The sequence below is a fragment of the Alkalicoccus chagannorensis DSM 18086 genome, assembly GCF_000429725.1.
In the GTDB taxonomy this organism is placed as follows: domain Bacteria; phylum Bacillota; class Bacilli; order Bacillales; family Salisediminibacteriaceae; genus Alkalicoccus; species Alkalicoccus chagannorensis.
This window is the reverse complement of the sequence record NZ_AUCK01000006.1, coordinates 58,398-80,367: the sequence shown is the minus strand read 5'-3', so window position 1 is coordinate 80,367 and position 21,970 is coordinate 58,398. Positions and strand designations below refer to the sequence as shown.

Annotated in this window: 21 protein-coding genes and 2 pseudogenes; 8 read left to right on the top strand and 15 right to left on the bottom strand. The window is 51.5% G+C overall.

The annotated features are described in order from the left end of the window. Window positions 1-96 precede the first annotated feature (96 nt). The 8 genes and pseudogenes from G477_RS0104975 to G477_RS21520 form a co-directional block, all read left to right on the top strand. Window positions 97-1,521: an FGGY-family carbohydrate kinase gene (locus G477_RS0104975; protein WP_035211252.1), complete on the top strand. Its 1,425-nt coding sequence runs from the start codon at window positions 97-99 to the stop codon at window positions 1,519-1,521. Window positions 1,522-1,571: 50 nt separating this feature from the next. Then, entirely contained in the window at window positions 1,572-2,285 is a 714-nt protein-coding gene (locus G477_RS0104970; protein ID WP_026697010.1) for a MurR/RpiR family transcriptional regulator, read from the top strand. A 1,583-nt stretch (window positions 2,286-3,868) separates the two neighbouring features. Beyond that, on the top strand, window positions 3,869-5,587 hold the full coding sequence (locus G477_RS0104965) for a hypothetical protein (protein WP_026697009.1): 1,719 nt from the start codon (window positions 3,869-3,871) through the stop codon (window positions 5,585-5,587). Further along, window positions 5,574-6,572 carry a membrane dipeptidase gene (locus G477_RS0104960; RefSeq protein WP_026697008.1) on the top strand — a complete coding sequence of 333 codons (999 nt, stop codon included), beginning with the start codon at window positions 5,574-5,576 and terminating at the stop codon, window positions 6,570-6,572. Before G477_RS0104965 ends, G477_RS0104960 begins: the two co-directional genes overlap by 14 nt. Window positions 6,573-6,575: 3 nt before the next feature. After that, window positions 6,576-7,271, top strand: a complete 696-nt coding sequence (locus G477_RS0104955) for a DUF3726 domain-containing protein (RefSeq protein WP_026697007.1) — start codon at window positions 6,576-6,578, stop codon at window positions 7,269-7,271. A gap of 18 nt (window positions 7,272-7,289) precedes the next feature. After that, window positions 7,290-8,753: an aldehyde dehydrogenase family protein gene (locus G477_RS0104950; RefSeq protein ID WP_026697006.1), complete on the top strand. Its 1,464-nt coding sequence runs from the start codon at window positions 7,290-7,292 to the stop codon at window positions 8,751-8,753. 57 nt (window positions 8,754-8,810) lie between these two features. Then, window positions 8,811-9,545: an IclR family transcriptional regulator gene (locus tag G477_RS0104945; protein ID WP_026697005.1), complete on the top strand. Its 735-nt coding sequence runs from the start codon at window positions 8,811-8,813 to the stop codon at window positions 9,543-9,545. Between the two features lie 91 nt (window positions 9,546-9,636). Continuing rightward, a pseudogene (locus G477_RS21520) lies at window positions 9,637-9,873 on the top strand (BCCT family transporter); the annotation flags it as partial. Between the two features lie 110 nt (window positions 9,874-9,983). Here G477_RS21520 and rpsI read toward each other — a convergent pair. The 15 genes and pseudogenes from rpsI to G477_RS20460 form a co-directional block, all read right to left on the bottom strand. Next, window positions 9,984-10,043, bottom strand: a pseudogene (gene rpsI, locus G477_RS21685) (30S ribosomal protein S9); the annotation flags it as partial. Window positions 10,044-10,290: 247 nt separating this feature from the next. Beyond that, window positions 10,291-10,911 (bottom strand): hypothetical protein, encoded by a 621-nt coding sequence (locus tag G477_RS0104935; protein ID WP_026697003.1) that lies wholly within the window; start codon window positions 10,909-10,911, stop codon window positions 10,291-10,293. Further along, the gene (locus G477_RS0104930) at window positions 10,911-11,090 is read right to left on the bottom strand and encodes a hypothetical protein (RefSeq protein ID WP_026697002.1); all 180 of its coding nucleotides are present in this window, start codon (window positions 11,088-11,090) and stop codon (window positions 10,911-10,913) included. The genes G477_RS0104935 and G477_RS0104930 overlap by 1 nt, the downstream gene beginning before the upstream one ends. 112 nt (window positions 11,091-11,202) lie before the next feature. Then, entirely contained in the window at window positions 11,203-11,541 is a 339-nt protein-coding gene (locus G477_RS0104925) for a hypothetical protein (RefSeq protein WP_026697001.1), read from the bottom strand. A 2-nt stretch (window positions 11,542-11,543) separates the two neighbouring features. Beyond that, a complete protein-coding gene (locus tag G477_RS0104920) occupies window positions 11,544-12,038 on the bottom strand; it encodes a hypothetical protein (RefSeq protein WP_026697000.1) in 495 nt (164 codons plus the stop codon). A gap of 74 nt (window positions 12,039-12,112) precedes the next feature. Beyond that, a complete protein-coding gene (locus tag G477_RS20465) occupies window positions 12,113-15,781 on the bottom strand; it encodes a peptidoglycan DD-metalloendopeptidase family protein (protein ID WP_051287696.1) in 3,669 nt (1,222 codons plus the stop codon). Between the two features lie 5 nt (window positions 15,782-15,786). Then, window positions 15,787-16,116 (bottom strand): hypothetical protein, encoded by a 330-nt coding sequence (locus tag G477_RS0104910; RefSeq protein ID WP_026696999.1) that lies wholly within the window; start codon window positions 16,114-16,116, stop codon window positions 15,787-15,789. Between the two features lie 32 nt (window positions 16,117-16,148). Next, window positions 16,149-16,631 carry a hypothetical protein gene (locus tag G477_RS0104905; RefSeq protein WP_026696998.1) on the bottom strand — a complete coding sequence of 161 codons (483 nt, stop codon included), beginning with the start codon at window positions 16,629-16,631 and terminating at the stop codon, window positions 16,149-16,151. Window positions 16,632-16,645: 14 nt separating this feature from the next. Then, window positions 16,646-17,242, bottom strand: coding sequence for a hypothetical protein (locus tag G477_RS0104900; protein WP_156897286.1), 597 nt, complete (start codon window positions 17,240-17,242; stop codon window positions 16,646-16,648). Window positions 17,243-17,298: 56 nt separating this feature from the next. After that, window positions 17,299-17,673 carry a hypothetical protein gene (locus G477_RS0104895; RefSeq protein ID WP_156897285.1) on the bottom strand — a complete coding sequence of 125 codons (375 nt, stop codon included), beginning with the start codon at window positions 17,671-17,673 and terminating at the stop codon, window positions 17,299-17,301. 16 nt (window positions 17,674-17,689) lie between these two features. Beyond that, complete coding sequence (locus G477_RS0104890; protein ID WP_026696995.1) at window positions 17,690-17,893, bottom strand: hypothetical protein; 204 nt, start codon at window positions 17,891-17,893, stop codon at window positions 17,690-17,692. 47 nt (window positions 17,894-17,940) lie between these two features. Beyond that, window positions 17,941-18,159 carry a hypothetical protein gene (locus G477_RS0104885; protein WP_026696994.1) on the bottom strand — a complete coding sequence of 73 codons (219 nt, stop codon included), beginning with the start codon at window positions 18,157-18,159 and terminating at the stop codon, window positions 17,941-17,943. 153 nt (window positions 18,160-18,312) lie between these two features. Continuing rightward, window positions 18,313-18,663 carry a hypothetical protein gene (locus G477_RS18750; RefSeq protein ID WP_051287693.1) on the bottom strand — a complete coding sequence of 117 codons (351 nt, stop codon included), beginning with the start codon at window positions 18,661-18,663 and terminating at the stop codon, window positions 18,313-18,315. 19 nt (window positions 18,664-18,682) lie between these two features. Continuing rightward, window positions 18,683-18,949, bottom strand: a complete 267-nt coding sequence (locus G477_RS0104875) for a hypothetical protein (RefSeq protein ID WP_026696993.1) — start codon at window positions 18,947-18,949, stop codon at window positions 18,683-18,685. A gap of 361 nt (window positions 18,950-19,310) precedes the next feature. Continuing rightward, the gene (locus G477_RS20460; protein WP_051287692.1) at window positions 19,311-21,887 is read right to left on the bottom strand and encodes a DNA primase family protein; all 2,577 of its coding nucleotides are present in this window, start codon (window positions 21,885-21,887) and stop codon (window positions 19,311-19,313) included. Window positions 21,888-21,970: the final 83 nt, after the last annotated feature.

Here is a 21,970-nt window from a genome sequence, read left to right as displayed (position 1 = left end):
GCGGGGTGTCTCCTTCGACAGGGAGACACCCCAAACCTGTCTCAAACAGGACGGCACCCTGCCGCACGCCGGCTGGATAGAAAGGATGGATACACGATGACCTATATCATGGGAATCGATAATGGATCGCAGAGCACGAAGGTGGTCCTTTTTGATACGCAGGGACGGGAATATGCGTCGGGCTCCTGCCAGCTCCGGACACCGCTGACGCCGGAACCGGGCATGGTCGTGCACCCGGAGGAGGATCTGTGGGACAGTCTGCAGCAGGCCGTCGCAGCATGTCTGGAGGATTTCACCGGAGACCGGGAGGCGATTGCCGCCATCGGACTGTGCACGATCCGGAGCTGCCGGGTACTGCTGCAGGCGGACGGATCGCTGGCACAGCCCGTGCTCAGCTGGATGGACGAGCGCCTCGCTGCCCCGTACCGGCACGAAGACGACCGGGTCGCCTACGTCACGAGCACTTCCGGGTACCTCGGCCTCCGCCTCACCGGGGAGAAAAAGGATACGTATGCCAACTACGAAGTAAACTGGCCGCTCGACCGCCGGACGATGAACTGGAGTAATGAAGCGCAGGTGCTCAAAGACAACGGCGTGACGCGGAACATGCTGTTCGATCTCGTCCAGCCGGGAGAAGCGCTCGGCACGCTGAAGCCCGAGCTTGCCGAGCAGTTCGGCCTTCCACAGAATCTTCCCGTCGTCGCTACCGCGAACGATAAAGCCGTGGAAGTGCTCGGCAGCGGCGTCAGCAAGGAAACGACAGCGATGATCTCGCTCGGCACTTTCATTTCAGCCATGGTGTACCGGAAAGAGGATTTCTCCGGAGCTTCGCAGTTCTTCCCAACGCTCGCAGCAGAACCATTCCGCTACGTATACGAGTCCAACGGCATCCGCCGCGGCATGTGGACGGTCAGCTGGTTCAAACAGCTGCTCGGAGCCGAACTGACGGCCGGAGCCCGCGACGATGAGTCGGAAGAGGATGTGCTGAACCGGCGGGCAGAAGCTGTCCCTGCAGGAAGCGGCGGCCTCATCACCGTCCTCGACTGGCTCGCCTCCCCTGCCCTGCCGTACCGCCGGGGCATGATGATCGGCTTTGATGAACGCCATACAGCGGGGCACATGTACCGCTCGATTCTCGAAGCGATTGCGTTTGATATGAAAAACAACCTCGATGCGCTGCTCGAGGAAAGCGGCGGCCGTCTCGAAGCGCTCGTCATCGCCGGCGGCGGTGCCCGGAGTGAAGTGATGATGCAGATTCTCGCCGATGTGTTCGGCCTGCCCGCCAGCCGGCGGAAAGCGAAAAGCAGCGCCTGCCTCGGATCAGCGATCAGTGCTTCTGTCTACCTGGGCCTCTATGACACCTTCCACGACGCCCAGGATCAGATGATCACGACAGAGGCGGTGTTTCACCCGAATCACGAGCGCCATCAGTTCTACACGGAGATGAACGAGCAGGTGGTCCGGCACGCCCGCTCCTATACCGATCCCCTTCTGGAGAAGGCCCATGCGCTCTTTCGCTGAAGTGGTGCACGACGTATACTGGAAGGTAGATGCGAAGGGGGAGGAAGCCGATGCTGACGCTTAGAACCGATCATTTGACGAAGCTGGAAAAACAGGTGCATGAACAGCTGATGGCCGCACTCGACGAGGAGAATGCCTTGACGATTGTCCGGGCGGCCGAATTCTGCAGCGTCTCTCCATCCAAAATTTCCAAGCTCGTCCGCAAGCTCGGTTTTGATGGATTCAAACAGTATAAGCGCTATTTCAGCGGCTCCGAAGAAACACCGCGCACCGCACCTTCCAGCGAAGTCCGCCGGCTGCTGCAGTATTTGGAGCACTACGATGCCAAGCCGGCAGCGGACTTCGTCGAGGTCTTCCGCCGCTTTCCGAAAGTGATGCTCTTCGGCCTCGGGCCCTCCCACCTTGCTGCGGAATACTTCAGTTACAAGCTGCGCACCGTGACGGATCAGAACATTCTCGTCACGCACCACGAAGACTACGCCGGCCAGCTTGCCGGAGATGGCATGCTGCTGATCATCTTTTCGGTCACCGGGACTTTCACCTCCTTTGAGCCGCTGATCCAGCAGGTGCACCGCCGCGGCGGCCAGGTGATGTTCATCCTGGAGGAGCCGATCAACACACGGGACTCCAGCGCCGACTACATTTTCCAACTCTCCTCCTTTCCACAGGAACCAACGCTGCAGCCGTTTGAAAAAACCCGTACTATTTTCTTCATCTTCATGGAGGAAGTCATCGCCCGACTGCGTCAAGGAGCCGAGCAATGAGCACGAGGACGAGTGACAAGGCTGCTGCTCGTTTTCCATCAGAAATCTCTATCCCGTCGGATTGACCGGCGGGATTTTTCATATGGAACCACGTCTGTTGATTACCCATTTATTAGGAAAATATGTATTGAGTGCAGCGGCTGCGGTTTTTCTTTCTTTGCCTGACATGGAGAAAGCTTTCAGCTTCCCCCTAAGAACCCCAGGGAGGTCTTCCAGCTTTCTTTTTCAACAGGCGTCTCAAAAGAACACCTTGCCACTGCGACATGTTTCGATGACAAGGAAGAAAGAATGCAGGATCCTCCTTTTTCACAACGAAAGGCCGTTTTTTCTAAGTAAAAAAGACTTTTAGTGGAGATAATGGATAATAATAGATATGTTTAAGCCGAAAGAAACATCACACCGCAAAGACGCTGTAGAGGGTTGTTTTCAGCTGGCCCCCTTTGCGCGGAGTTCGCATGGAAGTGGTGCCCATAGGTCGAAATGACATACGCCGACTTGCAATAGAAGCCCGCGCTTCTTGTCGTAAGCGCAGGGAACGAAGCCGCCGTCTCCCTCTCTGCGATGAAGTGGGACAAAAGATTATCTGTTTTCTATGGTAAGCGTCAAGCTGGCCGTTCTTCGTCCCTGCCGCTGGTCCGGCAGAAACCTAGTCGCCTCGACAGGCAAAGCATGTCGCCCGGGCCCTTCAACCTCGTCGCCCCGCGGCAAAAGGCCGTCGCCCCGGAGAAAAAGCCCGCCAGAAGGCTCCAACCCCGCCACACGAGGGAAGAGGTACGTCGAGGTATGCACGCAGCCCTGTCGACTCACACCGAAACCCCGCCACCACGCAGCACCTTCCTCCTCTCTGCAGAAGAAAATGCAGCTCGGAACGGATGACGTTCACTGAAAAGAGACGTTTATTCTTTGAAGCGGACACAGCCACCGCCTTCTTGTATGAGAACTTATACATTCTTAAACGTTGAGAAAAAGTATTGCAGCTTTTTTTAGAACAAGGGCGGCGCGCAGCCGGCGACTCCGAGAGGATCAGGACGATTCGAAGATCCGGCTGCCGGAGGCAGACTAGCTGAGAGAGTCCCCTCCGGAAAGCGTCCGGCGGAAGCAGAGCGTCACTCCGTATTCCAAATAAGAAGCTCTTTCTGTTTTTTATAAAAGCGCTGTTAAAGCTTGATGTTGTTATTTGATGAAAGTAGCGATAGGCGGTGACGCTCAAGGGATACGCGCCGTCCGCACATCCTCCTTCGCTTCGCGAGGGATTGTTGAGGACAAGCCCCTGAGCAAGCGTCCGCCGAAAGCGGATGAAATCAACAACGAACGATAACATAGACTTTATAAAAAACAACAGATATTATTTGGAGGATATTGGTTAATCAACAGACGTGATATGGAACATCCTTTTCGTTGGTTTTAGAAGGCTGGCTGATCCTTCCTCTCCAACACCCGCTTAAAGCTGGTTCGAATTTTTCGAAAATTATTTCCCCTGCATTTATTGACGAATGTCTATGTATGACTTACAGTGGCATTAACACAAATAAAGGAATGTAATCCCGATAATAGGAATTAACGAACGAAAGGAGGTTTTCCACGTGCGATCCCTTCATGAGAAAGAGCAAGTCCAATGGAAACGGGATGCCGACGAGTTGATGGTACCGGAGCGCATCGGTTCTTTTCGCGTGCATCCGCTCAGCTTCAGCCGCAGCATCCTTCGGAGAGTCCACCGCAGCCAGTGGCAGCTGACACGGACGGTCTTCGATCTCGATGAGAGTGGCAACGGGGATCTCGTGTACCGGATCGAAGCGGAAGGAAGCGTGTTTCACTTCATCCTGTTCTCCCATGAAATCATCGAAGAAGAACGCAGTGACCGGGTTGTTTCTGACAAATGGGACATGACCTGCGCCTTGTCCGAAGGCGAATTCTCTGCGGAAAAACTTGAGCGGCTGCGCAGGCAGCTGCCGAAACAGGAAGGCGGCAGAGGAGAAATACAGGATCTCGTCTGGTCGAGAGCGAACCGCAGCTCCCGCGTGTTTGATGACGTAGCTGCCCTTCTCGCCGACGGGCAGCAGCCGAACGGAGAACTGCTGAGCCAGACCGGCTACCTCGTGCGGAGCACTGCTTTTTATGCGAACGGAAAATTCGGGCTTGCCCCTTTTCAGAAGCTGTCGCAGGATCATCCTTTCGCCGGAGCTTTCCGGGCACAGATGTTCACGGCCTATCTGCTCCGGCAGGCTTCCTTTGATATCGTCGAACACCTGGCTTCCTGCAAACATGCGGATGCCGTTCCTTTAAGCCAGGAATGGAAGCGCTATCTCGGTGTCGGAAATGCAACAGGACTCGGCATGGTCCCTTTTTTGATGTATCATCCAAAGCTGATTCACCGCTGGATTGATATGCGGGAAGAAGCCGTCTCCCGCGTGAAGAACATGCCGATGACGACCGAACAGACCGACGCCTTCCGACGCTGGCTGAAGCATTCCCTGGCGTACTTCCGGGAATACAACGTCCACGGCAAAGGCGTGTTCCTCTCTCCCGAGCAGATGACGGAAGAATGCTTGACCGCCATCTACGCACTCGAGGATATGGAGAAGACGATGCCGCCGGAGACGCTCTACTGGGGCACCTACATGGAAATGGTCAAGCCGGCCCTGACCGCGGAAGGCGAAGAATGGATTCACTCGCTGCTGATGGAAGTGAACCTCGACAAGCTGCTCGACCTTGAAGAACGGAGTGTCGTGGAAGAAACGTACGATTTCGAGCCAACCATGAGGGTTGAAACGCTTATCCACATTATTGAAAGCGATTACAGATGGGTGTTTGATTTTGATTTTCACGATAAGAAGAGCCAGCACTACTTCTGGTTCCGTTCCCGAGAAAAAGAAGAACCTCGTATCGGGGTCTGCGGCCGGGACGAAGGAGAAGAGAAGGCGCTCCGGCTCGATTACGCCAGGCAGACCCAGCAGGTCTACGCCGCGCTTAAACAGGAACCGCCGACACGGACGGCAGCCGCTTTTGTCCGGGACTACCCGCACTTCAAGCCGATGATCAAACGCATGCAGTCGCTCACCGACTCGCCTTACGGGGAAATTCACGGCAACCTGCTCGGGGAAAACCTCATCCCGCTATACCTGCTCCGGTGCAAGCTGTCGATGTTCGGCGCGGAGCGGTTCAGTCCGAAATCGAACGAGTGGGTCCGCGTGACCTTATTCCAGGGGGCACCCACGATGGAAAAGCTGCAGAACGACTTTCGAGAAGACTGGATTCTACCATTACTACCCGATCAAGGAGGAATCACACATGGCACTCGCTGACGAAACCGTCATTATCGATGGACTGGAACTGAGCAACTGGGACCGCGATTTTCTGCTGGACCTGCATAAAGGGGGTGTCACCTGCGTCCACGCCTGCTGCGGATTGTGGGAAAACGCCCGCGAAACGTTGAGTAAGATCGGAGAGTGGAACCGTTTCTTCGATGAGAACAAAGATCTGGTCATGCAGGTGCACACCGGAGGAGACATTCTGAAAGCGAAAGCAGCAGGAAAAGTCGGGGTCATTCTCGGCACGCAGAACACGTCCTTGATCGAAGACGAACTCGCTTTGATTCCGGTCTTCAACCAGCTCGGCATCAAGATTATGCAGCTCACCTACAACAATCAAAACCTCGTCGGCAGCAGCTGCTACGAGGAGAGAGACAGCGGGCTGACCCGCTTTGGTAAAAATGTCATCGATGCGATGAACAGAGAGGGCGTCGTCATCGACCTGTCTCATTGCGGCACGCAGACAACACTCGATGCGATTCACTATTCGAGCCGGCCCGTCGCGATCACCCATGCCAACCCGGATTGGATGTACCCGTCGAAACGGAATAAATCGAAGGAAATTCTCACCGCTCTCCGCGACAACGGTGGGATGCTCGGTTTGTGTGCCTACCCGCATCTAATCAATGGAGAAAACACGACGCTGCAGGAATTCTCCCAGCTGATCAAAGAAACCGTCGATTTTATGGGGGCCGACCAAGTCGCACTCGGAACCGACTTGACACTGAACATGTCCGAAGACTTCCTCCAGTGGATGCGCATGGGCAGATGGACACACGAAACGAACTACGGGGCAGGCTCAGCTGCCAATCCGGGCTGGCCGGAGTGGCCTTCCTGGTTCCAGACGCCTGCAGACTTCCCGAATATCCTGGCCGGATTATCGGAACAGGGGATGTCCGAGGCCGAGGTGCATGCCGTTGCCGGCAGAAACTGGCTGCACTTTTTCACTGATGGATTCGAACCCAACAAGGAGGAATGATGTATGTGGGTGACCCAACCGGAGCTGATTTCCCACATCAAAAAAGTCATGGAAGCTTGTCGTGTCCCGTCCGGATGTATCGATGACGCTGCGGAACTGGCAGCCTGGGGAGAAATCATGGGCCTCGGCGGATTGAAGGATGTCTATGCCCATCTATCCAGACTGGAACAATCCAGCTCCCCTTTGCTTCATCACGTGGCACACCACACCTTGGATGGCAATAAAAACAGCGCCCTGATCATTTCCAGGCTCATTTTTGATGAATTGATGTGCAGCGCTTCCGTCAGCCACGGGGAACCAGTTGCGCTTACCCGGTGCCTGCCGTCGATGTCCATGATGGAGAACGTCAGCCGGGCTGCCAAAAAAGGCTACCAGGCGGAAATCTATATCCCCGGCGCGTATCCGGAGGTGCACGTGATGACAGCGCTGCATCAAGACGACATCCGCGCTTTCACCCTGCGCCTCTCCGAAGTCAATAAGCACCTGTTTCAGCGGGGGGTCTCCTCCCTGCTGAACATGGCGGAAAACAACCAAGAGACGCAGACGAGAATTCAGCATCTCAACGCCAAAGCACCTGCGCTCTTTTTGACCTCAAAAGACATGAAACTGAAGCAAAGAAAGGCCGACGATAAAGGGATCAACGTCGACCGCTGGTTATGGAACGTGCTCGGCGAAAAAGGGAATCAATCACTCGTATAACAGAAAGGGGAATGCACGATGTCTGTCACTCAAACACAGGAAACCCTAAAGCAGTATATTAATGGGGAATGGATTGCTCCAACCGATGCCTCCACGCCCGTGATCAACCCGGCCACGAAAGAGGTCATCGCCTATACCGGTCAGGGCAGCGACGAAGATATCACCCGGGCCATCGAGGCCGCGCATGCTGCTTCGTTCACCTGGAAAAAAACCGCTTCGCCCCAGCGCGGCGCCTATTTAAAGGCCGCCGGCGCGATTCTACTCGAGCGCAAGCAGGAATTTGCGATTTCGATCGTTCGGGAAATGGGCAAAACCTACGCGGAAGCGATGAAAGAAGTCGAATTCTCCGCCGGGATCCTCCAGTTCTACGGGGAAGAAGGACGACGATTAACCGGAAAGGTCATCGCCTCCGACATGCCGAACATTCAGATTGAAACAAAACCGGAACCGCTCGGCGTCGTGCTCGCCGTCACGCCGTGGAACTTCCCGCTGTCCATCCCATGCTGGAAATCTGCTCCCGCGCTGGTAAGCGGCAACACCGTCCTGCTGAAGACGTCGTCTGAAACGCCGCAGACAGCAGCCAAGCTGATGGAAGTATTTGAAGAAGCCGGACTACCTGCAGGCGTGATCAATCACCTGATGGTCCCTGGACGAAAGGTCTCCTCGATCGTCGAACATGAACACGTGCAGGCCGTCTCTTTCACCGGATCGAATGCTGTCGGCGAAAAAATCCATGAGGCTGCCAGCCGGAAGCAGAAACGGGTCCACCTTGAAATGGGCGGGAAAAATCCGCTTCTCGTCATGGAAGATGCCGATATTACCGAGGCAGTGGACCTCGCTGTCAAAGGCGGCTTCGGTCAAGCCGGCCAGGCATGTACTGCGACCGGCCGGGTGATCGTGCACGAAAGCATCAAAGACGATTTCCTTCATAAGCTGGTGGAAGAAACGGAGAAGATGACGATTGGCAACGGCATGGAAGATGGAATCACCATGGGACCGCAGGTGAACCAGCAGGAGCTCGACTCTACCTTGGAGCTGATCAACAGCGCGCCAAAGGAAGGCGCCCAAATTGTTACAGGAGGCAGCCAGCTGACGGAAGACGAGTACGCCTACGGCTTTTACGTCGCTCCTACCGTGATTGACGGAGTGACGCGGGACATGCGCATCGCCCAGGAAGAAGTTTTCGGACCGGTGATTGCCGTCATGACCGCCACGTCCATTGATGACGCCATCGAGCTGGCGAATGCCACCGACTACGGGTTGACCGCATCGATCTGCACGAAAAACATCGACTACATGACACAGGCATTCAACGACATCGAAGCCGGCCTCGTCAAAGCGAACATGCCGACGACAGGAACCTTCTTCCAGGCGCCTTTCGGTGGATATAAAGCGTCCGGTCTCGGTACGTTTAAGGAGCTCGGTCGAGAAGCACTCGACTTCTACAATCAGTATAAAACCCGGTATATCAAGGCGTATTGATGGCCAATCTCCCTGTGCTAAAATAGACATCAGCCAAATGACAGGGAGCGTGAGACGATGACCGGCAACACAACGACTTCTTCCACCGTACTGAAAGCGATCCAGCTGCTGAACTATTTAAATGAATCCCAGGGACCCAAGGGCGTGAACGACATCAGCAGCGCCCTTGGTTTCTCCACCACCATCGTGCACCGGCTGCTGTCGACACTCAAAATGGAAAACATGGTGTTCCAGGATCCACAGACGAAGAAGTATTCCCTCGGGACGCTGTTTCTCGACTATGCCAACAAAATCTTGATCGACCTGCCGGTAGCCTCGGTGATTGAACCAATTCTGCAGGATCTGCGGGATCTCACGAATGAAACGGTCGGCTTCTACGTACCGAAAGGACCAGTCCGCATCTGTGCGATTGAAATCGAAAGCAAGCAGGAGATTCGACGGTCGGTCGGAATCGGCAAGCGGCTTCCGCTCTATAAAGGGGCTACCGGACGCGCCATTCTCGCTTTTATGCCCGAAGACCGAAAAGAGCAGATCGTCAGCAACCTGCCAGAGAGCGAACGGGCCGAAGTGGAACGTCGTCTCGTGTTAACGAAGCAGACCGGCTATGCGCTGAACGAGGAGGAGATCAATCAGAATGTCGCCGCCTTGTCCGCGCCTGTGTACGACCCCCAGGACCGCGTAATCGGGGCTATCTCGATCTCTGGACCGATGTTCCGCTGGAATGAACAGACGATGCAGCCGCATATCGACGACCTGCTTCAAGCTGCTAAAAAAGTCACGGAAGAGATGTAGGGGCACCCTTACATCTCTTCCTGATGGAAAGACGGGATAGCATGCCAACCTCTGTTTCGAGGATAATGACTCACCGGTGATTGCGTTCAGCGGTGGCGTCTTCTGAGCCGCAGCAGAACCGATCTATCCCTTCATGGAACTGCCACCGATCTTCTCCGGCACAGAGAGCCGCACGGTGGAAGCGGCAGCACCAGCTCTGGCACAGAGCTTCCTGCACTGGGGATTTCTCGCCTGGGCCATCCTCGGGACACTCAGCACCATGATTCTGATGTATGCCCATTATCAGAAGGGCATGCCGTGGAAACCGAGATCGATCCTCTATCCGATTCGATTCAAGGGCAACAACACAAAAAAACCCCTCTGCAAGGGTTGGAAAAGCAGAGGGGTGATACGGCATCCCGTCCACAGGGATGCCGTACTTTTTTGGTTGGAAGCAGATTAACGCTTCGAGAACTGTGGAGAACGACGAGCGGCCTTGAGACCGTACTTCTTACGCTCTTAACTAAAGCCGTTTTTCCCCAATTTCAGGATGGTTTATAAACGTTGTCATGATGGGCTTTATTAGTTTTTTCTGTTTCATGGAGTTTCGCCCGTTTTTTCTATTTGTGAGTTAATTAGTGAGTTAGTAAATGAGTTGCTGGGCAGGCAATAGCGAACGGAATTTAATTAGAATGTCCATCAGTTAATAGTTAAGGCTTCATATCCAGCTGCTTCTTTATGAATTTCGTGGTTTATACACGGCATGTTATTCGATATCTGATAGCTTTTTAACCATGATAACTAATCCGTTAGGAGATTCGTATTCATTTAATTTAGAATAGCCATTTTTTTCGTAAAAACCTGTTATCTTTTCATTATCCTCACATTCTAAATATAATATCCTACCTCCCATTAGTTTGTACGCTTCTTTGACTTTTTTCTGAGCTAGTTCTAATATATCTGACCCAGACGCAGCTCCAGCTTCTTTCGCAACTTGGCTGTAATTCTTACCTAATTGTCCTAATAGATAACTTTTTATTTGATAGTTTCTTTGTTCGGTTTTGTGACCTTGCCCCATTAATCTTTTTCTTACCGATGTAGGAAACTTCTGATATTGCTTTTTAGGAATTACTAAAGGTTTGTTAGCAATAGAGAAATAACCGGCCAAAAAAAATTTCCCCTGATATCTCGAAAGAACCAAATATGTACGCGATAGATCCATTCTTTGAAATTCAATAGCTTTTTCTTTGATAAAATGTTCTACATCTTTTGCGCCAACAGCAGAAATGGTTGGAAGAGTCTCAAATGAAAAGAGGAGATTTTTTATCTCCTCTTCTGTTCTTTCTGATTCAATTAAATCTCCTAAAGAAACTACTTGTAGAACCATTATTTATCCTCATCCCAAAGTGAATCCATAATAAAATCAATATCTTCTTTGCTGGTTACGTTTTCAGTTCTTTGATAGATAACGTGATTCACTTTCTTAGAATTCTCAATGGCATTGATAAGTTTCGAACCCGCTTTTGTATTGAATTTGAATTCCGTCTCAAAACTTTTAGTGGCCATTATTATCACTCATTTCGTTTTTTAATAAGAACCAGTCCGTTGATTACTTACCTACTTTATACCACAAGCGATATTAACAAAACAAGAGCTTTGCTAAACGAGGCGTGTTTTTTTAGATTTCTTCATTCATTTTTTCTGTAATAGCTTCTGATAGTAACGTTTCTATCCTGTGCCGGTTTCGGATGTAAGCATCCAGATCCCAGCCAGCCTGGGCCGCTGCGTCTCGATCATTTAACTTACTTCCTCCCTGCTGCCCTTCTTTCACAGGGTGGCGATACTTAGCCGCCAGGAACGCCACATCTTCTTTCTTCAGTTCCTTGAGTGCCGTATACAGCCACCTGCGCCATTTTTCTTCGTGCTCTTCTAGATATTCGCTGTTCGTGTCGTAGTAGCCCCAGCGCCCCAGCAAAAGGCGGGCAAAACGGTTTTTCTGTGGTGGTCCATGTAGCATATTTACACCCCTAAACTTGAAATGATGTCTTCAATACTTCGATCTATCGCGTTCCGATCGTCAACTTGAAAACCGAATCTTCTATTAACGGCATCCTCGATCTCTTCGATGTTCTCGATCACATCCGCTTCCAGTTCATAATAAGGAGCCTGTTCCTCCTGGTTGATGTATTTACTTTTTAAGTAATAGCGTTGATTCTGTGTAAGGCTGCGCAGGTACGCCTGGAAATACTGCCGCTTGCTTCTCAGGATCTCCCCTGTCCGCTTCATCTCTGCCTCCGCATCGAGCATGTCTGCTACTTCATCTTCCACGCGGAAAGCAACGGTGATAAGTGCCGGATTATCTCCTCCGACCTCCTGGATCCGTGTGGTCATGGACTGTCCTTCATAAAACTGATCACTCAGTTTCCCACTCCGGACCTGGTTGCGTCTCACTTTCCTATCGATCAGCATATACTCCCGGATCAGTGCCTGTTCTTCTTCGTTCAACGTTCGCATGAACAACACCCCTTTTCAGAATCAACACCCCTTTCAGGGGGAGACTGCCCACAGCGGGGCAGCCTTTTTTCTGCTTACGCCTCAAGCCCTTCTTTTCTTAGTCGTCTTATTTCTTTACTGTCGCGGTACTTCTGACTGTGGGGATCGATGGCTCTTGCGACTTCCCGACCATCAATCTCAATCCCCGTTTCTTTCTGCAGGATTGCCATGAGCACATCACGCTGTTGTCGCAGTTCCTGCGTCTGGGCCTGCAGTTCCTCCAGCACAGACCCACCGCCTGCGTTCGGCAGCTGATGCGGACGTTTGGATCGGCCGTTCTTCTCGATGTCTTTGCCGGCCAGTGCCAGCAGCTTCTGCGCTTCGGATGCTCTACTCGGATCTGTTGGTATAACGTACTCTGCATGGCCGCCCTCGCCCAATCTGGTGATCATCTCATCCTGTATCAGCCCGCCTGTGGCAAAGCCTTTCGGATTGACCGGCGTACCGTCACGGCGTACCTCATAATGGACGTGCGGTCCGGTACTGGCTCCCGTAGAGCCGACCAGGCCGACGACATCGCCGCGGCTGACGCTCTGCCCGGCACGTACCAGGTTCCGGCTGTTGTGGGCGTAAATGTGATCGTAAACACCGGAGCGCACCGTGACATAGTTACCAAAGCCTGTGCCGCGGTTACCGGCAAAGCTGACGATGCCGCCGCCTTGGGCTGGTATCGGTGTGCCTGTAGGAGCCGCATAGTCCACACCATTGTGCATCCGGCGGTCTCCGGTGATTGGGTGTGTTCGCATCCCGAACGGGCTTGTCATTCTAAATCCGGAAAAGCTCGGGGATCCGGGACCGACTTCAGACTGCGCTCCCTGCAGCTTCTCCTCCACAGCGGAGCGGAACGCATCAAACGATCCGCGCATAACGCCGCCGGCAAAGTCATCTGCTTCAGGCATATCTACGCCTGTAAACTCCATCACCTTCTCAAATAACTTACTAGGCGCTTCCAGGAGCCAGCCGACAGCGTTACTGGCAAGATCGGTCATGTTCTCCCATCCGCTCTGGGCGGTGTCTTTCACCCAGCTGAAGGCTCGACCGATGCCGGACTCATATCCGGGCAGCCCCATGCCTTCCGTCAGGAGCCGTTCTGTCTTGCGGTTCGGCAGGACGCTGGATCCTTTCGGCAGGTTCAGCAGCTCTGCACCTTCCTGCCCGAGTATGGTGTAACCCTGCCCTGGAATGTGGGCCAGCTCTCGGCCTTTCTCCCCGACCACAGCAGGTCCGCCTGGGTGATCCTCTGTGCCTGTCGCGTACTGAGGCACGCTGATCGTTGGTACTCGCAGACTCACGCCAATCGTAGACAGCAGGCTGTTCATTCCGCCTACCACGTTATTGACCCCATCCTCCAACGTGGATCCGATACTATTGGCAAACGACTTGACCCCGCTGGTGGCTCGGCTGGCCATGTTGCTGATGCCGTCACCGATCCGCCCAGGTAAATCACGGGCCGCAGAAACCATATCATCAAAGCGCTCGGAGATATTGTCACGGATGTCACGGCCAACGTCGAAGAAGCTATCCTTCATCACGTTGAACCGCCGGACAGCCTCGCGGCGCATATCCAGCACACGACCGATGGTATTATCATACATGCGCTGCATCGCCTCGCGCATGTTGTCACGGATTCTTGTGTTAATACTGGAGAAGCGATTACGCATGCTCGTGAGCCGTTCCACGGATCCATCTCTCATTCTGCCGATAAAACCAGTTACGAGGTTACGTAGCCGATCAATCTGATCCGAGAAGTTTTCTCGTAATCCACCAGCCATGGAAAGCGCATTGCTGACAAAATCCGACAAGAACTCTCGAACAATCTCAAAACCGCCGAAGAAAATGCGTTTGACTCCCTCAAGCATCGCATCGATATCGCCTGTAAAAAGGCCGGCGAAAATCTCAATGATGCCCATGATTGTATTGGTGGCCACCTGGATGATCGTAGATATTGCCCCCCAAACCGTCTGGAAGGTCATCTCTATGGCCGGCATGATTTTTTCTACGTAATCCCAGATCCGCTCTAGCATCCACGATATTCCGGTCCATATGTTCTCAGCTGCTTCTTGGATCATCTCGCCGTTTTCATCCCAAAATTCCCGAAGTGTGCCGATAAATTCCCGAAAATCGGCAACGACATCATCCACAAGATTCTTTATTACTTCGACGACCGACTGAAAGACGTCCTGTGCACCCTCGATGGCGCCGGAAAGCCGCTCTCTAAAGGTCTCGGAGTTTTGATAGGCCATGATAAAAGCAGCTGTCAAGCCGGCAACGGCTGCCACAATTAATCCAACCGGTCCCGTTACAGCTACTAATGCGATTCTTAACACGTTAAAAATTCCGCCGACACGGCCAACCCACATAAACATCTGTCCAAGTTGGGTGATGACCGGCCCGATCACGCGCATGAGTGTGCCTAACACGAGCAGCAGAGGGCCCATGACGGCCGTTACCCCTGCCGCGATGCCTATATAGGCTTGTGCCGAACCGGAAAGCTCACGCCACCATTTCACCACCGTGCGGATCTTCTCTTCCACCTGGTCAAAAGCGTTCGACATCGTTTCTTGAATATCCGGCATGTTGTTTAGGATCCAGTCCAGCATCTGCTGAAAGTGTGGCATCAATTCCAGTCCAATCTGCTGCGTCACCTGCCCCAGGGATCGCCGGATCACGTCCATGGAATCCTGGAACTCCTGCGCCTGCTCAAAGTCCTGTTCGTCCATCCGTAAGCCTAACTCGTCCATCATGTCGGCTGCTTCTTCCATAGACAACGAACCATCCTGCAGGGCTGGGAGTAACTGCCGGCCTAACGTGCTTCCGAACAGCTCCCCAGCCAGTCGTGCCTGGTCCTGCTCGTTCGTCATTTCAGACAGAGATTGAATCGACTTAGCAAACGCTTCCTCCGTGTCTACCGTTCCATTCTCCACATCTTCCATGCTGATCCCCAGCTCTTCCAGGGCCTCCTGGTAGTTCTCGTTTCCGGCGCGGGCTTCCCCCATACGCTGATTCACGCGCTGCAGGGCTTGTTCCATCTGCCCGTGTGCGATCCCATTCTGAGAGGCCCAGAACTCCATATCCTGATAGAAATCAGTAGACACGCCCATGCGGATGGAACTTTTCGCGATTTCATCCGCGTTCTCCGTCACACGACCAGTAAGCGCGAACAGCCCGCCGGCTGCACCTGCAGCAGCGGCACCCATACCGGCAACAACGCCGGTCCAGATAGCGCCAACCGTTTGTACCTTCTCTCCGGCTTCTCCGATCCGATCACCGGCCTCACTGATCGCCTCCCCGGATTGCGTCCAGGCACTCTCGGCGATTTCCTGCTCCCGCCGCATGTTCTCGAGCTCCACTGTGGCGTCTTCCACATAACGCGTAAGATTATTAAGCTCCGCCGTCTGCTTGTTGTACTCCTGAGCGGCACGTTCAGCCTGCCTGGAGCCTTCCCCATGCTTTTCTACCATTTCCTCGTACCGTTCACCTGCGGCCTCTGTCACGGCTTCCTGCACTTCGAGTTTCTCGTTTAATCCGTCTAACCGGGTTTCGTATTTCCCGAGCGACTGATCCGCACGATCAAACTCGGACATGTTGGCCCGCATCTGTGTGTTTACAGTACGAAGTTGATCTTTCAACCCTGTCAGCCCGCGCTCGGCCTGCATAGCGTCCACACTCAAACCTATGGTTAAACCTTGTATACGATCGGACATGATCTCTACCTCCTTTCTCTTTTTTCTATTAAGCCTTCATGAACCAGAGCTTCACGTAAATGAAGCATGAGCGGCTTCTGTTGCGCCCGAAACGCTTCTTTTCCTGCCGGGTAGCGGTACGGCTTGTTCTGCAGTTTCGCCTTATAGAACGCTTCACACTGCGCTACCTCGACAGGATGGGAAAGCCGGTAGTGCTCTAGGAACGATTTCACAAATTGATACGCGCCCAGCTCTTTTTTCGGGGGCGTTCCCTGATCCAGCCGGTAGAACCAGGTGAGCAGGTTCTCGATTTCCCGGCGCTCTCTTGTGTTGAGTTTCTTCTTGTTTTCTGCCATTATGATCACCCCCTCTCACGCTGGAGAAGAGGTTACTTCTCCAGCGCTTTTTGTGTTGTCCGTTTCACTTTCGAGCTTCGGAGATCCGGGAGCTTCTGCAGCTTTTCCGTGATGTCCGATTCTTCGGGGATCTCGATTTTCTCCACCTCGATCACATAATCTTTCCCTTCTACTGGACGAAGGCGTCCAAAACTATGGCCTACCTTGGCGAAAATAACGTAAGCTCCCTGTACTTGTAGGGGGCGCTTCGGATCTATTCTCCCAAAACCACCCCGACCGGGGAGGCCCAGTTCCAGTTCCCGTGAACGTACCCGCGCCTTCACATTCTCCTTTCTTGATTTTTCCGTTTTGTATTGGTTCAGTTCCACATCGTAAAAATCAACGGTTGCCCCGGTGTGCACATGTGCTACTTTAAAGGACACTTTCCCTATTTCAGAAATAGGCTTCAGCGTGGCTTTATATCTCAGAGCAGGCTGCTTCCGTCGTTTACGCAGTTTTTTCTCAATGTTGAACATCCTGACATCCCCCTTTACATATTCAGATCGCGATAGATTTTTTTCATGTCATGCGCCTGGTCTTGGTTTTTCACCATGCGGATCAGGCTGGCCTTGTATTTCTTGAGCAACCTCCGCGCGTCTCCATAACGACGAGCACGGCGACTGGTCGGCTTTTTCATCAGCTCTGCTCCTGTGCTGTCAGCATCAACAAACTTTCGTTGATCGTTCATGTCAGAATACTGATAAATACGCCCCTGGAGCAGATGCTCGATTTTCACAGCTTCTACCCGGTCCTGTGCCAACCTCTGCAGTTTCTGGAGCGCGGGGGCAGCCTTCTTCTCGAAATCTTCAACGGCTTTCACAAGCTGCTTCTCGGCTTCCTCGCGTGCTTGTTTTGCTTCTGCTTTCTCAATCTCGTAATTGCTTTTTACTTTGTCCTGCTCTTCCTCCGACAATTGATACTTGCGATGAATATTGAATTTAATTTCCTGATCCAGATACCGCTCCCGACCTTCGAGCCAATCCAGCTCTTCCGGAGAACTCGGTGTCTTAATCGCCTCTTTTACCTCGCGCAGCTCCTCCCGTAGCGGAATTTCCTTAATCAATTCTTTTTCTTTTTCCGCCACCATCTCAGCAGCCGCTCTCGTTTGTTCATAGAATCGTTCCATGCTCTAACTCCCCTTCATTATTTATATTTGTTGATGGCTTCTTTTTGTTTAGACCGCTTTTTGTTCTTACTCTGGATCTGCTTTAGGAACGCTTTTTTCTCTCCGATTTTTTCCGTGAACTCGGTATCTACCACCGCGCGCACTCCCTCCACTACCGTAGGGTAATGTCGGTTCTCTTTTCTGGCTGCCGTTCTCGAAGCCCCTGCAAAAAGACCGAATAGCGAATTGCCATCCTTTCTGATCCGCTTCCCGGTCTCCTGCTCTTCAAGTTCTACAGCAGATTTCACATTACGCCTTGGGTCCGGGCGGCGATGGTTGGCCTGCAGATTGTTCGGCTTCGGCGTGTTCTGGTTCTCTGTTTCGTTGCGGCTCATTCTAATAGGTATTAGCATGTTTCCATCTCCTCTTTTAATTAAAATCTTGCGAGTATCGGATTGGCGTGACACTCTCCGGTCGCGTTCCTTCTTCCTCAATGTTTTTTGCAATAGCAGCCTGAATAGCTTGGCGCTTGAATCCATTCAAGCTTCTCCACATATGCGATCTGTATATCGTTACTTCTTTTATTTCTCCGTCTACATCCACTTCAACGGTATAAACATTTCTCATAAACATACCAAATCACCCTTTTTTATTTGATTAAATTCATAATTCAGCTGCTGTCACCCGTTCGGTTGATAGTGTTTGATCAGCCTTGCCAGCAGGTATTTCCTGCCGTGCTCCACTTCCTCCGCTGTCAGCTCCCCCTGCATGAATGCCAGGGCCAGCCGCCTCTCCTCGATCATGAAAAAGTGGTGTCGGTGCGTCACCTCGGAAAAAGGGATATCGTGATCAGCGCACCAATGCTGGAACTGGAGCTCCTCTTTCTCGTCTGAAAACATCGCATCACCTCCTAAAAGCGTTCATGGCGGGTAGGGAGGGCTCCGGCCTAAATCATTTTTTTGGATAATACACCCCTCTCACCGTTCTCCATAACGCACAAAAAGATCAAATCCCTGGACCCGGGGAGTCAAAAATTTTGAAAATTATTTTTGTCACACTCCCAACGGATCCATCACTTCCATTTCCACATCTCTTTTCAGTCCGGCTTTCTTGCCGAGTTTAAATTTCCAATTCAGATCCGTCCGAGACTTCGGAGAGAAGCCAGCTGCTTCCATCGCTCCTTTCATCGCTCCATTCGAGACATAGAAACCGATGTTGCTGTACTGGAATCGATGCTTCAATCCATAAGAAGTGATGTGATCCGTATAATTTTTTACGGTGTGCGGTTCCAGGCACTCCCGGATCCAGACCTTAAGCGCGTCCTGCTGTTCCTCCGTCAACAATTCGTATTGTTCCGGCTGGTTCACATCTTCAAGTCCTGTCTCTCCTGCTCGTCGTCTCATCCCGATCCATCCTTTCTATTTATAGGTTGTATTCTTTCATCGCTTCTTGGTAATGAACCTGCAACCGCTGCAGTGCATAGTCTTTCTTTTCTTCTGCCGTGTACTTGTCGTACTTCACAGAGTAGCAATAAGCAGGCGTTGCACCGGGGAGAACATGGCTCTCAATCTCCCTCACCTCGATCTCCTGATCCTCGCAGAGATCCAGGAAGTTGTTCAGCGCATCCGCTGCCGCCTGGCTCTCTGTTGATTCAAACGTTTTTACTCGCACAGCATCTATATTCATCATTGGTTCATCCCTTTCTGTTTTGTTTGGGTGTGGTTCAAAGTCTCATCGGATTCAGATAAATTAATAAGAATTAATGAAGTAAAAAAAGGTCGGCTCTTACTCCCCCAAGGCTTCAAGCCATTTAATTAATTAGAATTAACTTCTGCCCATGTTCTTTTTTCTATTTTTCTCTATAGGCAGATGAGTAAAAACACTGCAGACCTAGAGCCTATTTTCTGTGAGGGAACATAGAGATTTCATTAATTCTAATTAATTTTTAACGGGAAAGCCTACAGCGCCAAGGCTTAGAGGAATTAATCGCTTGTTATCGTTAATTAATTCTCATTAATTCCAACGGAGGAAGAGAGAAGAGGGCAGGATATCAGCCGCCAAAATCCCTCTCTACTCCGAGCAGTCGTGGATTGTAGTTCCTTCTTATATCCTCTTTTATCTTCAGTCCTTCAAACATCACCTTATTGTCCGTGCCATTGAATTTTTTAAATCCCTTAGAAACGAGAAGCTGCATGAACGCTCTTTTGCCCATCACGATATCCCCGTTAATCTTGCAATGATACTGGTAGTACTCATACAGTGTTTTCGCTTCATCTCGAGCCAGCAAAGCGACATGACAATACTCATCGAAGAAAGGCTTAACAAGATCCATTTCATTTCTGTATTCGTCGGTTGCTTCCTTTACGCTCTCCGGCTCTTCCAGTCCTTCTCTGAGCCACATATGGTATCCCTCAATAGCCCAGTTCAAGATACCTGGAAGCTCCCTCTCCAGCTTTTCGCCGAGCTGTGGATCCTTCTTTTTCCCTGAGAAGTTTTGATTGAATGGTATCCTGCGGATCCGTCGCCATATCCCCTCATCCGTTCCTTTTATGATGGGTTTATGGTTGGTAAGGAACCATATTTTAAACTCAGGCAGGAATTCAAAATATTCTTCTCTTAGAAAGCGGGCCGCTATTTTATCTCCACCCGTCAGCTGCTTTACCTTTGATTCTGCCAACTCCTGCCCTCTTTCAGACTCAATGGCTGCTACAAAACGAGCTTTATCTAAACGGGCGATATCGTTATTGATGCCGCTCTCGTATTTTTTACTTATGAAAGTATCGGCGTTTGTTTGTTTCGCATAATCACCCAGGATGCTTTGAATCGCTGAGATGAAACGGCTTTTTCCGTTCGAGCCTTCCCCGGTTAAAAAGAACATCACTTGTTCCTTCGTCTCGCCTGTCAGAGAATAGCCGATAGCTTTCTGAACAAAATGAATTAAATCCTCGTCGGGTTCTTTCGATTCTTCGTAGACGAACACTTCCCTCAAGAAACTCTGCCACCTGGGCGCTGTTGCCTCTTGATCGAAAGTAATATCTGCATACTGCGTTAATAAATTGTCTTCAGAATGAGGAAGCAGCTTGCCGTTTTTTAAGTGCAGCGTTCCGTTTGCAACGTTCAGGAGAAGATTATTCTTATCCAACTCTTCGTTAGTGATCGTGAGGAGCGGCTTTGCATCTTGAAGGCTGTTCGTTCTCACGTTTCGGCCCTCGCATTTCTTAGCCCATTTCATGATCTCATCGACTTCTTCTTTTGTTTCAGCACTGAGCGCGAGCTCTGTAATCGATCGGAGCGTTTCGTTTGTCAATTTCTCAACCTGGCCTCTACGATCAGAGCCCCACCGCTTCCCATCCCAGACATACCAGCCTTTACCATGGATATACAGCAGCTTTTTTTGATTGTAGTAAGCGATGCGCTCACCGTTTCCCAGCTCCGTCAGTGGGAACCTCGGGTGTTCAGTGCCAACCTCTAAATTCAGAGGGTTGTAGAGGTGGGTTAACGTATCGGACTCCTTTATAACCATCTCAAAATCCTCTTCCAATGCTTCATCACACTTCTTCTTTACAGCATCGTCCTGCTTACAGAGATCCTTCATTGCTGTATACGAGGGAAGTTTATTTACTGGTGTGTTTGGTTTCGCTCCTTCGTCCAGGTGTCCGAAACGATGAATCCTGACGAGATCGAAGCTGTTGCATAGACGCCCCGAGGTTGGATCCGTACCGTGATTAGAGTAAGCAAACAGTCCATCATCGTAAACGACGAGGCCGCCGGTAGTAGACCCCTCCTTAAATGTGTAGCGCCCGGTCTTTGTCTCTTCATAAACATCAGAGAGATACGTTTCTATGGCTTCTTCAACGGAATAAATTTGGCAGAAAGCGCCGATAGGGTTGGGTTTTTCTAAGGGATTCTCCGCTCGATCCGCTTTCTTTCTGCCGACACTCTCCATTTCTTTCTCATGTAACGGCCAGGACGAACGATCTTGCCAGTCATCATAATAATCTGAAGTGAATCCTTCAGGATCCAGCCATGCAGCGTCCGTGTGGCTTGCATGAAAATCTCCATCCCAGGGGGTAGAAGGCCAGTACATAAGACGTTCAGGGCTGTGAGTAGAAGAATCAAAATTAGATGCACCGATCATCTCTGCCAGTTTACGGCTGATTGCTTCAGCCTTCACTGGATCGGCAGGCTCTGTCATCGGAAACACTAGCCTGCACCGGGGTTTTTCCGGCGTGTGTTTATGGGTGGTGTAGAGCACATAGGCGTAACCGAGGTTATCCGCTTTCCATATAAGCTCTTTTAAACTTTTAACGCTGTCTGCATCTAAGGTGATAAGCTGCCTTTGCTGTACCTGGTCCTTTTTTCTTCGTTCTTTGGAGAAGGTGGCTCCGACAAAACCGCCGACATCTTTAATGTTGTCCTGACTTTCTTTCTTCATATTGTGGTACTCCTCGACACTCTCACCGGTCCGAGAAGTCCTGTATAACCTTTCTGCGAAATCAGACCAAGACTCTTCTACTTTCTGCCACTTTGTAGAGTTTCTACTGGATCCTACGGTGAAAGAAACCGCGCCATCATGCTCCATGGTGATCCCTTCTTCTTTACCTAACACAGTATTACTGACCTCCACGCTCATCACCTCCTGCCGTCTCTGCCTGTCTGTCCATACTGTCTGCTGCTCCCTCTGTGGTACCCTGCTTCTTCGGCACAGGA